Origin of the sequence: Streptomyces spinosus, from assembly GCF_020400655.1 — a bacterium.
Taxonomy (GTDB): domain Bacteria; phylum Actinomycetota; class Actinomycetes; order Streptomycetales; family Streptomycetaceae; genus Streptomyces; species Streptomyces argyrophylli.
In genome coordinates, this window is record NZ_JAINRC010000011.1 from 112,658 (window position 1) to 126,463 (window position 13,806).

A 13,806-nucleotide genomic window follows, 5' to 3' on the forward strand; every position below is an offset into this window, starting at 1 on the left:
CATCCTGGACGCCATGAGCGATCTCGGCGCCCTCTCGGTCATCTTCGATCTCGACGGAACGCTGGTGGACAGCGAGCCGAACTACTACGAGGCGAGCCGGCAGGTCCTGGCCGAGCACGGTGTCCCGGACTTCACCTGGGCGGACCACGAGGGCTACGTCGGCATCAGCACCCGGGAGACGGTGACGATCTGGCGGGAGCGCTACGGCCTGCACGCCTCGGTGGCGGAGCTGCTGGCCGCGACGAACGGCCGCTATCTGGAGCTGGCACGCACCCGCACGCGCGTGTACCCGCAGATGCGCGCGTTCGTGGAGTTGCTGGCGGCGCGGAACGTCCCGATGGCGGTGGCGTCGGGCTCCTCCCCTGAGGCCATCCGGGCGATCCTGGCGGGCACCGGACTGGGCGCCCTCCTGCGCACGGTGGTCTCGGCCGACGAGGTCCCGCACGGAAAGCCGGCGCCCGACGTCTTCCTGGAGGCGGCCCGCCGGCTCGGCGTGGACCCGGCCGACTGCGTGGTCCTGGAGGACGCGGCCCCCGGGGCCGCCGCCGCCCACGCGGCCGGCATGCGCTGCCTGGCCGTCCCGTACGTCCCCGCGCAGGCCGACGCGCCCGGATTCGGCACCGCGACCCTGCTGCTGCGAGGCGGCCAGGCGGAGTTCACGGCACGGTCGGCGTACGCGTGGCTGCGGGACACGGCCCGCTGAACCGCCCGCTCCGCACCGGCCCGGCCGGCCCGATCGGCCACGGCGCCGCGCCCCGTCCCCCGGACGGCGCACCCGGGGTCCGGAGCGGCGGACGCGGGTGAGCCTCGCGTCCCCGGTCTCCGCCCGGGAGGGCGCCGCGGGTCATCCGGGAGGGCACGGCCCGGGTCACCGCCCCGTTCGACGCCGTGTGGGCGGGAACGCCCTTTCGGAGCAAGGGCAGACCACTCGTCCCCGGGACGACCGCGGGCGTCCGGGCTGCCCGGGGACGGCCGGACGGCGAGACGCGGTGAGGCAACCGGTGGCCAGTAAGGCGCCGTTCGACGGGGTGCGCGCGGCCGGTCCCGGCGTGCGCGCGCGGCCATGACTGCATAGCGTGACCCCATGAGCACAGAACAGGCCCGGACCGCCCCCGACGAGCGGCGGTGGCAGGCGCTCGGGGTCTGTCTGGCAGCGGGTTTCATCTCGCTCCTCGACACCTCGATCGTGAATGTGGCGCTGCCCTCGCTGGAGCGAGGGCTCGGGGCCTCGGAGGCCACCCAGGCATGGGTGGTCTCCGGGTACGCCCTCACCTTCGGACTGGCGCTGGTCCCGGCCGGCCGGCTGGGCGACATGCGGGGCCGGCGCGAGGCCTTCCTCTTCGGGCTCGCCCTGTTCACGGTGGCCTCGGCGGCCTGCGGGTTCGCGCCCACTACCGGCTGGCTGGTGGTGTTCCGGCTGATCCAGGGCACCGCGGCGGGCATCGTCGCGCCGCAGACCTCGGGGCTGATCCAGCAGATGTTCCACAGCTCCGAGCGGGCCAAGGCCTTCGGGGTGCTCGGCACCGTCATCGGGGTGTCCACGGCGGCGGGCCCGCTGGCGGGCGGCCTGCTCATCGACGCCGCCGGCACCGACGACGGCTGGCGCTGGGTGTTCTTCGTCAATCTGCCGATCGGGGTGGCCGCCTTCGTCGCGGGCCTGCGGCTGCTGCCGCGTCTCCCGGCGACGGGGAAGCACGAGGAGTTCGACCTGTTCGGGGTCTTCCTCCTCGGGTCGGGCGTGCTCGCGCTCATGCTGCCCCTGGTCCAGGAGCAGCAGTGGACCGGCCGGGAGAAGTGGGCGCTGATGCCGCTCGCCCTCGTGCTGCTGGGCGCGTTCTGGGCGTGGGAGAGACGGCAGGGCCGGCTGGGCCGGGCCCCGCTGGTCGACCTGGCGCTGTTCTCGCTGCGCTCCTTCACGCTCGGCGCCCTGATCAGCCTCAGCTACTTCGCGGGCTTCACGACCGTCTTCTTCCTCTACGCCCTGTACCTGCAAAACGGCGTGGGGTACAGCGCGCTGGCCTCCGGACTGACGGTCCTGCCCTTCGCGGCGGCCTCGGCGGTCGGCGCGGCCATCGGCGGCCGGCTGGTGGTGCGCTTCGGCCGCAAGCTGGTCGTGATGGGGCTGGCCGGAGTGGCCCTGGGCGTGCTCGGGGTGGTCGCGGCGGTGGAGCTGGTGCCCGGCCGGAACGTGGGGTGGGCGTCGGCGCTGCCCCTGCTTGTCGGCGGTATCGGCTCCGGTCTGACGGTCTCCCCGAACACCACCCTCACCCTCACCCGCGTCCCCGTGCACCGGGCGGGTGCGGCCGGTGGCGTCCTCCAGACGGGCCAGCGCGTCGGCTCGGCGGCCGGGATCGCGGTGGTGGGCGCGGTGTACTTCGCCCACCTCGCCAATCACGGCCGCGCGGACACGGCACTCCAGCTGGGGCTCCTCACCGTCGCGGGGATCATCCTGGTCGCACTCGTGCTCGCGGTCGCCGATCTGCGTGAACGCCAGACGCGTCCGGAACCCGGGAAGGCCGGGGAGCCCGTCGGGCGGAGCTGGGAGGAAGGCGGCGCCGTCGAGGGGCTGCGGCCGGGTCCGTGAGACCTCACGACCTGCGGCGCGGCTTCCCCCGCTTGGCCGGCTTGCCCCCGCCGCCCGTACGGGCGTGTGCCGCACGGCCGCCCGGCTTGCCCGAGGACTTCGCGGACGGCTTCCCGGAGGACTTGGCCTGCGACTTGGCCCCCTGCGCCTGGCGGGTGCCGCCCTGGTCGGAGCGCTTGCGCTGCTCGTCGGCCGAGGTCCGCACCGCCGTACGGCCCCTGGTGCTGTTGACCGTGCGTCCGCGCACGATGCCGATGAACTCCTCCACCAGATCGGTGGTGGCCTCCTCCGGCCAGGACAGGGCGACGCTGGACTGCGGGGCGTCGACGACCGGGCGGTAGGTGAGGTCCCGGCGGTGGTGGAGGCGGGCCAGGGACTGCGGGACGACCAGGAGGCCGACGTTCGCCGCCACCAGCTCGATGGCGTCCGAAGTGGTGGCGGGCCGCTCGAAGGCCGGTTCACCGGGCGGGGCGTCCCAGTCGAAGACGTCGTCCAGAGGGTGGAAGAGCACCTCGTCGGCGAGGTCGGCCAGGGTCACCTCGTCCGCCGCCGTGATCAGGTGGTCCTTGGGGACGACGACCACCGTGGTCTCGGTGTAGAGCGGGATCGCGCTGAAGAACGTACGGTCGACCGGCAGCCGGACGAAGCCCGCGTCGGCCTCCCCCGCGCGCAGCGCCTCGGCCGCCTCGGTGGCCGGGACCTGGACCAGGGTGAGCGGGACGCCGGGCAGGCGCTCGTTCCAGATCCTCACCCACTTGGCGGGCGTCACTCCGGGAACGTACGCGAGCCGGAACGACGATGAATCCTCCGAGCCTGTCATCAGGCCAGGTTACCGGCCCGCCCGAACCCCTCGGCCACGGACCGCCCGCGGCTCTCCCCCGCGCCGCGGGCAGGCACCCGGCTCCGCTCCGGCACACCCTGCCGGCCAGGCGTTCGTCACCGGCCGTGGTCGGCCCTCCCCCACACGGCCGATACCCTGGACGGCATGAAGTCGCAGCAGAGCACCCAGACGATGAAGCCCGCGACCGCGGCGAAGAAGCTGGGTGTGTACCTCCCCGCCACCCCCGCCTCCTTCCAGGAGGGTGTGGTCACGCGCGCCGAGCTGAACGAGTTGCAGGCCAACCCGCCGGAGTGGCTGCGCGAGCTGCGGACCAACGGTCCCCACCCGCGTCCGGTGGTGGCCGCCAGGCTGGGCGTGTCCATCGCGGGTCTCGCCCGGGGCGGCGTCACCGAGGCGCTGACCACCGAGCAGATCGAGGCGCTCAGGCAGGAGCGGCCCGACTGGCTGGAGAAGGAGCGCGCCACCCAGGCGGAGGTCCGCAAGGAGGCCGCGCGGCTGAAGGACCTGAAGCAGGCGAAGGCGGAGAAGAGGGAGGGCGGCGCCGAGCGCGGCTGATCCCGGCGCCCGTCCCGACGCCCTCCGGCTCCGCCGGGGGGCGTTGCCCGTTGCCGGCCGGGGCACCGGTCAGGCGCGGAAGAGGCACGTGGGGGGCGACACCGGACGGGCCGCCGTTCCCCCGTGCCGGCGGCCCCTCGGACACGCCGTGTCCGAGCAGGCCGGTGTCGCCGGGTTGAAGTGTGCGACAGCCGGGGACCGCAGCGGTATGCGTAGAACTACGTACGCCGACGGGAGGGCGGGTACGCGAGGCAACCGGAGAGGAACCGTGCGGCTGGAGAAGGCCTACGAGCGCATGACGGCCGTCGCCGTCGCGGCACTGCACGAACGGGAACCCGAGCGGCTGTGGCCGATGCTGGCCGGCACGCTGGCGGACGTGTGCGGCGGCGAGGCGGTCATCCACAAGCTGGACGAGTGGAGCGAGAGCGAGGGCACGCTCGGCACGGTGCCGGATGCCGCCGCCGCTGAGCTGGCCCGGCTCGGGGAGGCCGACCTCGGCCTGCTGCGGGCCGGCTACCCCTTCGCCGGTCACTACGCGCCCGGAACGGACCGGACGCCGGTCAGCGCGCACCGGGCGGCGGGCCGCGCGTGGCGCTCCAGTCCGACGGCCCGCATGCTCCGCGAGGCACTGGACGTCGACCACGTGCTGGGCGTGCCACTCCCGGGAAGCGCCGCCCCGATCACCGGGTGCCTGGTGTACCGCGCCGGTACGGATTTCAGCGACGACCATCTGACCGTCGCCGAGCGCGCCCAGCCGCTGCTGGCGGCGGTCGAGCGGCAGCGGCAACTGCTGGTGGAGTGGCGGCGCGCGCTCGGCCCGGCCGGCGCGCCGGACGAGCGGGCGGCGGACTGCGCGCTGACCCCCCGCGAGACCGCCGTCCTGCTGCTGCTCACGGACGCGCTCACCGCCGACGCGATCGGCCGCCGTCTCGGCATCTCGGCCCGCACGGTGCACAAGCACGTGGAGAACATCTACCGCAAGCTGGGCACCCGCGACCGCGTCGGCACGGTGCTGCGGGCGCAGCGGCTCGGCCTGGTGCCGACGCCGGGCCGGGCGGAGGCCACGCGGTCTCGCCCCTTCTGAGCCGGCACCAGGCCTTCCGATGAGCCGGCGAGGCTCGCTCCGGTGAGCCGGCGGGGCTCGATGGCCGGCGGGGCTCAGCCGAGGAAGCTCAGCCGCACCTTGCGGTCGGGATTGTCCTTGTTGGTGTCCACCAGACACACCGACTGCCAGGTGCCGAGCTCCAGGCGTCCGCCGATCACCGGGAGGGTCGCGTGCGGCGGAACGATGGCGGGCAGGACGTGGTCACGGCCGTGGCCGGGGCTGCCGTGCCGGTGCTGCCAGCGGTCGTCGGCGGGGAGCAGGGTGTGCAGGGCGGCGAGGAGGTCGTCGTCGCTCCCGGCGCCCGTCTCGATCACGGCGATCCCGGCGGTGGCGTGCGGGACGAAGATGTTGAGCAGACCGTCGCGCCCGGCCGCCGCCTCCCGCAGGAATTCCTCGCAGTCGGCGGTGAGGTCGACGACGCGTTCCCGGCTGCCGGTGGAGACGTTCAGCACGCGTGTGGTGAAGGCATCGGACATGCCTTCATCCTGACCCGTACGCCGATTCCCACACCCCGGGCACCCCGCGTTCCCCCTTGCGGATCCTTAAGCGCGCAGCGCCACGAAGCTGGTCCCGGCGAAGGCCGGCCCGGCCGTGCGGCGGGGAAGATCCGCGCGCGGCTCGCTGTTGCCCAGGCGTGGACGAAGTGCGTGAGATCGAGGTCGTCGTCATCGGTGCCGGCCAGGCGGGTCTGGCCGCCGCGTATCACCTGCGGCGCACCGGCTTCGAGCCGGACCGCGGCTTCGTGGTCCTCGACCACTCCCCCGGCCCGGGCGGCGCCTGGCAGTTCCGCTGGCCCTCGCTGACCTTCGGCAAGGTGCACGGCATGCACGCGCTGCCCGGCATGGAACTGACCGACGCCGACCCGGCGCGGCCCTCGGCCGAGGTCGTCCGGGAGTACTTCGACCGGTACGAGCGCACGTTCGACCTGCGGGTGCGCCGGCCGGTGGACGTGCGCGCGGTGCGCGAGGGCCCCGGGGGGCGGCTGCTCGTGGAGACGTCCGGCGGCACCTGGTCGACACGGGCGCTGATCAATGCGACCGGCACCTGGGACCGCCCGTTCTGGCCGCGCTACCCCGGGCAGGAGACCTTCCGCGGCCGGCAGTTGCACACCGCGCAGTACGCCGGTCCGCAGGAGTTCGCCGGGCAGCGGGTCGTGGTGGTGGGCGGGGGTGCCTCGGGCACCCAGCACCTGCTGGAACTCGCTCCGTACGCCGCCGCGACCACCTGGGTCACCCGGCGGCCCCCGGTCTTCCGTGAGGGCCCGTTCGACGAGGGGGCGGGGCGCGCGGCCGTCGCGCTGGTGGAGGAGCGGGTGCGTCAAGGGCTGCCGCCGCGCAGCGTGGTCTCGGTCACCGGACTGCCGCTGAACGACGCCGTCCGGCAGGGCCTGGCGAACGGCGTCCTGGACCGGCAGCCGATGTTCGACCGGATCACACCGGACGGCGTGGCATGGCGGGACGGCCGGCAGGTGTCCGCCGATGTGATCCTGTGGGCGACCGGGTTCCGGGCCGCGCTCGACCACCTCGCTCCGCTGCGGCTGCGCGAGCCGGGTGGCGGTGTCCAGGTGGAGGGCACGCGCGTGGTCGCCGACCCGCGCGTCCACCTCGTCGGCTACGGCCCCTCGGCCAGCACCATCGGTGCCAACCGGGCCGGGCGCGCGGCCGTCCGGGACATCAGGCGGCTGCTCGCCGGGGAACCCGTCGCCGCGTGACGTCCCGCAGGCTCACCGGAGCGCGGGCTGCGGTCCGTCGGGTTCGGACGAAGGCCCCGGCGGACCCTCACCGGTCGGCTGTGCCGTCCCCGCGTTCTGGTGGAGGGCGTTGTACTCGGCCACGTTCCGCAGGTGCGTGTTGTAGTCCGCGGTGAAGCGGGTGTCCCCGGGGGCGATGGTGACGAAGTACAGCCAGTCGCCCGGCGTCGGGTTGAGCGCGGCGCGCATCGCGTCCTCGCCGGGGTTGTCGATCGGCGTGGGCGGCAGGCCCGTGCGCTGGTGGGAGTTGTACGGGTTCTCCCCCTGGGTGTCGCTCTGGCCGGCGTCGGCGGTGCCGCGGTTCAGCGCGTAGTGCAGGGTCGAGTCCATCTGCAGCGGCATTCCGCTGTTGAGCCGGTTGAAGATGACCCGGGCGACCTTGCCCATGTCCGCCTTCGTCGAGGCCTCGGCCTGGACGATGCTCGCGATGGTGACCGTCTGGTAGACGTTCATGGCGTTGCGCTGGGCCCCGGCCGCGACCGGTGCGCCGTTGAACTTGCGGTCCGCCGCGTCGATCATCAGCTGCAGCATGGACTCGGGCGTCGCTCCCTTCCGGACGGGGTACGTCGCCGGGAAGAGATAGCCCTCCGGGTTGCCCCCGGCCTCGTTCGGCAGCTTCAGGGCTGCCTTGCCGAGGGCGGCGCGGGTGCTGCCCAGGGGCAGGCTGAGGGCCTTGTCGATCGCGTCGTAGACCTGGTTCGCGCGCCAGCCCGGTGGGATGACCAGCGCGGCCGGCTTCGCCTGGTCACCGTCGGCCGCCAGTGTCAGCAGCGGCACCGCCACGGCGGTGCCGGCCATGACGGCGCCGGCCACCAGGACGGCGAGTCTGCCGCGGCGTGTCAGTCGGGTCCTGCTCCGTGACGGAGTGTTCGTCTGCATGCGGGCACGGTAATACGCATATCCTCACAAACCCGGCATATATTCAGCTTGTCGGTCACGGTCGCCTGTTCAGTTCGCGGGTTGTAGCCGCGCGTCCCGGCGCACCAGGGCCGCGTACCGGCCGTCGCGCTCCAGGAGGTCCTCGTGCGTGCCCCGTTCGGCGACCCGGCCGGATTCCAGCACCACGATCTGGTCGGCGTCGCGGATCGTGGACAGGCGGTGCGCGATGGTGATCGTGGTGCGGTCGGCCGACAGCGCGTCGATGGCCTCCTGCACGGCGGCTTCCGTGCGGGTGTCGAGCGCGCTCGTCGCCTCGTCCAGGATGAGGACCGGCGGGTCGCGCAGGATGGTGCGGGCTATCGCCAGGCGCTGTTTCTCGCCGCCGGAGAAGCGGTGACCACGTTCGCCGACGACGGTGTCGTAGCCGTCGGGCAGCGCCGCTATGTGGTCGTGGATCTGGGCCGCCCTCGCCGCCGCGTGCAACTCCTCGTCGCTGGCGTCGGGCTTGGCGAAGCGCAGGTTGTCGGCGACCGAGGCGTGGAAGAGGTACGTCTCCTGCGAGACGACGCCGACCGCGCGGGCGAGGGTGTCGAAGTCGAGGTCGCGGACGTCGACGCCGTCCAGGGTCACGCGGCCACCGGTGACGTCGTACAGGCGGGGCACCAGGTAGCCGAGCGTGGACTTGCCGGCGCCGGTCGGGCCGACGACGGCGAGGCTGCTGCCGGCCGGCACGGTGACGTCGACGCCGTCGAGGACGGGGCCGCCCTTGTCGTCGTAGCGGAACTCGACGTCCTCGAAGCGGACCTCGCCCTTGATCTGTTCGAGGCGCACCGGCCGCTCGCGCTCGGTGATGTCGACGGGCAGGTCGAGGTATTCGAAGATGCGCTGGAAGAGGGCGAGCGAGGTCTGGATCTGCACGCCGGTCGCGAGCAGGCTCACGGCCGGACGGAACAGGCCCTGCTGGAGCGAGACGAAGGCGACGATGGTGCCGAGGGAGACCTCGGGGCCGCCGAACCGGAGGGCGAGGCCGGCGGTCCAGTAGATGACGGCGGGCATCGCGGCCATGACGATCGAGATCACGGCCATGCGCCAGCGCCCGGCCATGTTCGACCGCACTTCCAGGTCGACCAGGCCCTCGGACTCCCGCGCGAAGGAAGCGGTCAGCGAGTCGGAGCGGCCCATGGTGCGGCCGAGCAGGATGCCGCTGACCGAGAGCGACTCGGTGACCGTGGCCGCCATCGCGGCCATCTGCTTCTGCCGCTGGGTGGTGATCTTCTTGCGTTCGTTGCCGACGCGGCGGCTGATCCACACGAACACCGGCAGCAGGAGCAGGGAGACGATGGTCAGCCGCCAGTCCAGGGCGACCATCGCGACGATCGTGGCCATCACGCTGGTCGCGTTGGACACCAGGGAGGTGGCGGTGGAGGTGACGGTGGCCTGCATGCCGCCGATGTCGTTGGCGATGCGGGACTGCACCTCGCCGGTGCGGGTGCGGGTGAAGAAGGCCAGGGACATGCGCTGCAGGCGGCCGTAGACCGCGGTGCGCAGGTCGTGCATGACGCGCTGGCCGACGGTGGTGGAGATCAGGGTCTGCAGCACACCGAAGACACCGCCCAGGACGGCGCTGAGGATCATGCCGAGCGCGAGCAGGCTCAGCAGGCCGGTGCGGCCCTGCGGGATGGCGACGTCGAGCGTCTCCTTCAGCAGGAACGGCGTGGCCACCGAGACCAGGGACGAGGCGCCGACGAGCAGGCCGACGACGGCAAGCCGCCCGCGGTAGGGACGGAACAGCCGCAGGATGCGGCGCACCTGCCGGGGCTGTTCGCCGGCGTCGGCAGGTGGGGTCCAGGAGGGTTCACGGTCGGGGTGCATGGGCTCCTACGGAGTGGGCGGGGCGCCGGCCGGAGGACGGCCGGCGACGACGGAACGGATCATAGCTCATTGTTACCTATACTCACAATGAACGGCATCCTGATATTGTTCCCGCATGACCACCCCCGATCCCGACGGTCTGCTCGCCGAGCAGTTGCTGCGGCTCACCCGCCGGGTGCACCGCATCCAGAAGCGCCATCTGGAACAGCGTGCCCTGGGCGTCACTCCGGCGCAGTCCAGGCTGCTGCGCACCCTCGCGCACTACGGCTCGCCGCCGCGCATGGCCGACCTCGCCGAGCGCCTGGAGGTCGTGCCCCGTGCGGTGACGACGCTGGTGGACGGGCTGGAGGCGAGCGGCAAGGTGCGGCGGGTCCCGGATCCGGCGAACCGCCGCGTGACCCGGATCGAGCTGACGGACGAGGGCCGCGCGACGCTGCGCGAACTGCGCGGCGCCCGCCGCTCGGCGGCCGAGGAGATACTGGCGCCGCTGACGGAGAAGGAGCGCCAGGTGCTCGGCGTGCTGCTGGACAGCCTGATCGACGGGGACGCCGCCCAGCGCTGCTGAACGGCGAAGGCCCCTCGCCCGCCTCGGGCGGGACGGCGCTCCCCCGTCCCGCCCGGTCCCGCGGCCCGGCCCACGGGGGACGCGCCCCGCACCACGGGGGACGCGCCCCGCACCACGCCTCTCAGCAGCGGCTGCGATCCTCCGTCAGCACCCCCTGGACCGTGGTCAGCGAACGGTCGTGGCAGCCGGCCGAGCCGAGGAGCCGGTAGCGCTCGGCCGACGTGCCGACCGCGTGCCGCTGGTCGCGCGGGACGTCGACCGTGTACGTGGCGTCGCCGCTGTAGGTGTCGTCCAGCCGTGACCACGCGGTGCGCCGGACGCCTTCGCGTGTCACCGCCGTCGCCCGGTCGCCGAGGGTCAGCACCGTGCGCAGCCGGCCGTCCGCGCCGAGTGTCGTGGCGCCGTTCATGGTGTACGTCCGGTGCGTGCGGGTCGTCCGCGCGGGGCCGTGGCCGGCGGCACCGACCGTCTCGTCGTCGGTCCAGGTCGCGCCGAGCCCGTCCACCGCCTCGCCGTCGGTCCACCGGTGGACGGAGGTGTGGGCGAGCGTCCGGGTGACCGTGGTGGTCACGCGGCCGTGCGAGGTGTCCAGGTATCCGGAGACGGTGAGCCGGTGTCCTGCCTCGGTGCGTACGCGGTTCTCCGCTCCGGGGGTGAAGGCGGAGGAGTCGGCGAGGTCGCCCGCGTCGGCCCGGGTGACCGCGCCCGGCACGTGGGCGCGGTGCGCGTCCCGCCAGACGAGCACGTTCACCGGCGTGCTCCAGCCCGGCCGGCCCGCGGGTACGCCGGCGACGGACACCTCGACGCGGTGCGGGCGGCCGTCGTTGAGGAGGCCGGCGAAGGGCGTGAGGTCGTACTCGATCGGCCGTACGTCGAAGGCGCGCGGGGCCGGCAGGACGTACCAGAGGAAGGGGTTGGACCAGCCGCCCGTCCAGACGTTCGGGAACGGCGCCGCGATACCGGCGAGCCGGCCGTCGACGCTGATCTGCACCTCGCGGTACGGGCCGCGGCCGGCCTTGCACGAGTACGGCGCCGGGTCGGCGACGGTCAGGTACCAGAACTCCTCGCAGCCGCCGCCCGAGCCGGTGGCGTACACCTCGGCGACGACGCGTTCGCTGTTGCGCGGCGTGGTGAGGGTCGTACCGGCGGGCGTGTCGGCGAGGGTGAGGACGCGGTCGGGGGCGGGTGCCGCGGGGCGTCCCGCGTAGAAGGTCAGTGTGACGTGGACGTCGATGACACCGGTGTACGTGTCGTCCACGACGTTGCCGATCAGCATCTCGACGTCCTGGGCGGTCCGGAAGGTGTCGCTGTACCGGGTGACGTCCTTCTCGACGTGCCACGCGATGCCGTCCGGCGAGGGCTCCGGCGTCGAGGTGCGCAGGATCTCGACGCCGCCGACGTGCAGATAGCCCAGCCGGTCGTACTGACGGCCCTTCACCTCGCCATCGAGGCGCAGGACCACCTTGCTCCACCGGTCACCGCAGCCCTCGGGCGGCGTGTAAGCGCCCCGGTACGGCGTGAAGTCGCGGAACCGGGCGTCGGCGAGGGTGACCTGGCAGGACGTGGTGTGCGGCCGCTCGACGGGCGGTGCCGCCGTCACGGGGTCGTGCCAGTCGGTGCCGAACTCGGCGGGTACGTCGGCCGCCCCGGCCGTCGTTGTTCCCGGGCCGAGGAGCGCGCTCACCACGAGGGTAGCCCCGGCAAGCATGGACATGACGATCCGTCTTCTCATGGCCGGTGTTCTACGGGCAGGCGGGCCGTGCCGCAATGACAGCTCGGACGGATCGGCGCGATGAGGCCGGTCACCACACGCCCCGGGGCAACCACCCAGCGTAGGAGAATATAGTGATATAAACGGATCTTGCTGGCATAGTGCGGTCATGGAGACCACCAAGGGGCCGGGCGAGGAATCCACACGTCAGGAAGCCCGGCCGGAACGTCCTCGTCATGTCCTCCGCACCCGTCGCGCGACCCTGGTCCTCGCCCTCGCCGCAGCGGGTGCGCTGACCGGTACCGCCGTCTTCACCGGCGCGCTCCCGCACGGAGACGGTTCACCGGCCCCCGGTCCGGCCGCCTCCTCGGGCCCGCCCCCGGCCCCCGGCGCACCGGGGATCGGCGACCCGCTCATGCCGCTCGCCGGCAACGGCGGCTACACCGTCCGCCGTTACACCCTCGACTTCGACTGGCGGGCGCCCCGCACCCCCTTCGAGGCCGGCACCACCATCAGCGCCACCGCGACACAGTCACTGTCCCGCTTCGACCTGGACTTCGCGGGCAACGCGCTGCACCGCGTCACCGTCGACGGGGCGCCCGCCGCCACGCGACGCGACGGCGACGAACTCGTCGTCACTCCCGCACGACCGATCCCGCGCGGCAGCACGTTCACCGTCCGCGTCGCCTACACCGCCGACCCGACGCAGACGCGGCACCGCGACGACGCGATCCAGGACTACGGCTGGGTGCCCACCTCCGACGGCACCGTCGTCTGCGCGCAGCCGGACGGCGCCCGCATGATCTTCCCGGCGAACGACCACCCGAGCCTGCGGGCCCCGGTCACGTTCCACATCACCACCCCGCCGGGGCTCGGCGCGGTGGCCAACGGCCGGCTCGTCGGCACCGTCCGGCGGCCCGACGGCCGGACCCGGTGGACGTACGACTCCGAGCACCCCCTCGCGGCACAACTGGTCCAGCTGGCGATCGGCAGGTTCACCTTCGTCGACAGCAGCGGTCCGCGTGGCCTGCCCGTGCGGGACGTGGTCCCGGACGACCTGGTCGCCGACACCGCGGAGTACCGTTCGCTCACCCCGGACCACCTGGCCTGGCTGGAACGGCGGCTCGGTCCCTACCCGTTCCGCCGCTACGGCGTGCTCGTCGGGGACACCGACCTGCCGGTGGCGCTGGAGACCCAGTCGCTCTCCGTCCTGCCGCGGGAGGATCTGCTGGGCGACCGGGTCGACGCCGAACGCAACCTCGTCCACGAGCTGACCCACCACTGGACGGGCGACAGTGTCGCCGTCCGGCGCTGGTCGGACCTGTGGCTGAGCGAGGGTCACGCCCGTTTCTACGAACGCCTGTACTCCGGCGAGCACGGCGGCGTGAGCCTGGAGTCGGTGATGCGGTCGGCGTACGAGCAGCACGACCAGTGGCGTCACGAGCAAGGGGCGCCCGCCGAGCCCGGCGAGGCGACGCTGTTCAAGGTGATGCGGTACGACGGCTCGGCGCTGGTGCTGTTCGCCCTGCGGGAGAAGGTCGGCGCGGAGACCTTCGAGCGGATCGAGCGGGCCTGGGTGACCGAGTACCGGGGCCGTACGGCCGGCACCCGGGACTTCGTCGCCCTCGCCTCCCGTGTCGCCGGCGAGGACCTGACGCCGTTTCTGGATCCGTGGCTGTACGGCCCGCACACCCCGCCCATGCCGGGCCACCCCGACTGGCAGGTGGACCCGGTCGAGGACTGAGCCGCGCCCGGTCGCCCGTGGTTGCCCCAGGCAGCCGAGCCGCTGCCGCCGACCGGGTGGCCTGGGCCGGACCGCTGGTCCACCCCGGTGACGTTCGCCACGACACGGCGCCCGTGGCACGGAAACGTACGAGGGGTGGCGCTACGGGCAACTCCTCTGTCCTGGTGCGATCGAGTGTGGTTGGGAGAGCCTCTGCGATG

Annotated in this window: 12 protein-coding genes; 7 read left to right on the top strand and 5 right to left on the bottom strand. The window is 73.3% G+C overall.

What is annotated here, in order from left to right:
- The first annotated feature begins 13 nt into the window (after nt 1-13).
- Nucleotides 14-703, top strand: coding sequence for an HAD family hydrolase (locus LG395_RS21405; RefSeq protein ID WP_171158724.1), 690 nt, complete (start codon nt 14-16; stop codon nt 701-703).
- Between the two features lie 381 nt (nt 704-1,084).
- A complete protein-coding gene (locus LG395_RS21410) occupies nt 1,085-2,584 on the top strand; it encodes an MFS transporter (protein WP_225810875.1) in 1,500 nt (499 codons plus the stop codon).
- A gap of 4 nt (nt 2,585-2,588) precedes the next feature.
- Here the strand turns inward: LG395_RS21410 and LG395_RS21415 are convergent, their stop codons facing one another.
- A complete protein-coding gene (locus LG395_RS21415) occupies nt 2,589-3,404 on the bottom strand; it encodes a LysR family substrate-binding domain-containing protein (protein WP_225810876.1) in 816 nt (271 codons plus the stop codon).
- A gap of 165 nt (nt 3,405-3,569) precedes the next feature.
- On the opposite strand from LG395_RS21415, the gene LG395_RS21420 reads away from it, so the two are divergent.
- Nucleotides 3,570-3,980: a DUF5997 family protein gene (locus tag LG395_RS21420; RefSeq protein WP_171158721.1), complete on the top strand. Its 411-nt coding sequence runs from the start codon at nt 3,570-3,572 to the stop codon at nt 3,978-3,980.
- Nucleotides 3,981-4,248: 268 nt separating this feature from the next.
- Nucleotides 4,249-5,064, top strand: a complete 816-nt coding sequence (locus LG395_RS21425; protein ID WP_225810877.1) for a helix-turn-helix transcriptional regulator — start codon at nt 4,249-4,251, stop codon at nt 5,062-5,064.
- A gap of 74 nt (nt 5,065-5,138) precedes the next feature.
- On the opposite strand, the gene LG395_RS21430 is transcribed toward LG395_RS21425, so the two are convergent.
- Nucleotides 5,139-5,561 (bottom strand): secondary thiamine-phosphate synthase enzyme YjbQ, encoded by a 423-nt coding sequence (locus LG395_RS21430; protein ID WP_171158720.1) that lies wholly within the window; start codon nt 5,559-5,561, stop codon nt 5,139-5,141.
- A 158-nt stretch (nt 5,562-5,719) separates the two neighbouring features.
- Between LG395_RS21430 and LG395_RS21435 the strand changes: the two genes are divergently transcribed.
- Nucleotides 5,720-6,796: an NAD(P)-binding domain-containing protein gene (locus LG395_RS21435; RefSeq protein WP_225810878.1), complete on the top strand. Its 1,077-nt coding sequence runs from the start codon at nt 5,720-5,722 to the stop codon at nt 6,794-6,796.
- Between the two features lie 12 nt (nt 6,797-6,808).
- On the opposite strand, the gene mltG is transcribed toward LG395_RS21435, so the two are convergent.
- Nucleotides 6,809-7,714: an endolytic transglycosylase MltG gene (mltG, locus tag LG395_RS21440; protein ID WP_225810879.1), complete on the bottom strand. Its 906-nt coding sequence runs from the start codon at nt 7,712-7,714 to the stop codon at nt 6,809-6,811.
- Nucleotides 7,715-7,783: 69 nt separating this feature from the next.
- A complete protein-coding gene (locus LG395_RS21445) occupies nt 7,784-9,586 on the bottom strand; it encodes an ABC transporter ATP-binding protein (protein WP_225810880.1) in 1,803 nt (600 codons plus the stop codon).
- 115 nt (nt 9,587-9,701) lie between these two features.
- Here LG395_RS21445 and LG395_RS21450 point away from each other — a divergent pair, with 115 nt between their 5' ends.
- The gene (locus LG395_RS21450) at nt 9,702-10,151 is read left to right on the top strand and encodes a MarR family winged helix-turn-helix transcriptional regulator (protein ID WP_171158716.1); all 450 of its coding nucleotides are present in this window, start codon (nt 9,702-9,704) and stop codon (nt 10,149-10,151) included.
- A gap of 121 nt (nt 10,152-10,272) precedes the next feature.
- On the opposite strand, the gene LG395_RS21455 is transcribed toward LG395_RS21450, so the two are convergent.
- Complete coding sequence (locus LG395_RS21455; protein WP_308071281.1) at nt 10,273-11,883, bottom strand: peptide-N4-asparagine amidase; 1,611 nt, start codon at nt 11,881-11,883, stop codon at nt 10,273-10,275.
- Between the two features lie 148 nt (nt 11,884-12,031).
- Here LG395_RS21455 and LG395_RS21460 point away from each other — a divergent pair, with 148 nt between their 5' ends.
- Nucleotides 12,032-13,606: a M1 family metallopeptidase gene (locus LG395_RS21460; RefSeq protein WP_225810882.1), complete on the top strand. Its 1,575-nt coding sequence runs from the start codon at nt 12,032-12,034 to the stop codon at nt 13,604-13,606.
- The last annotated feature ends 200 nt before the right edge of the window (nt 13,607-13,806 follow it).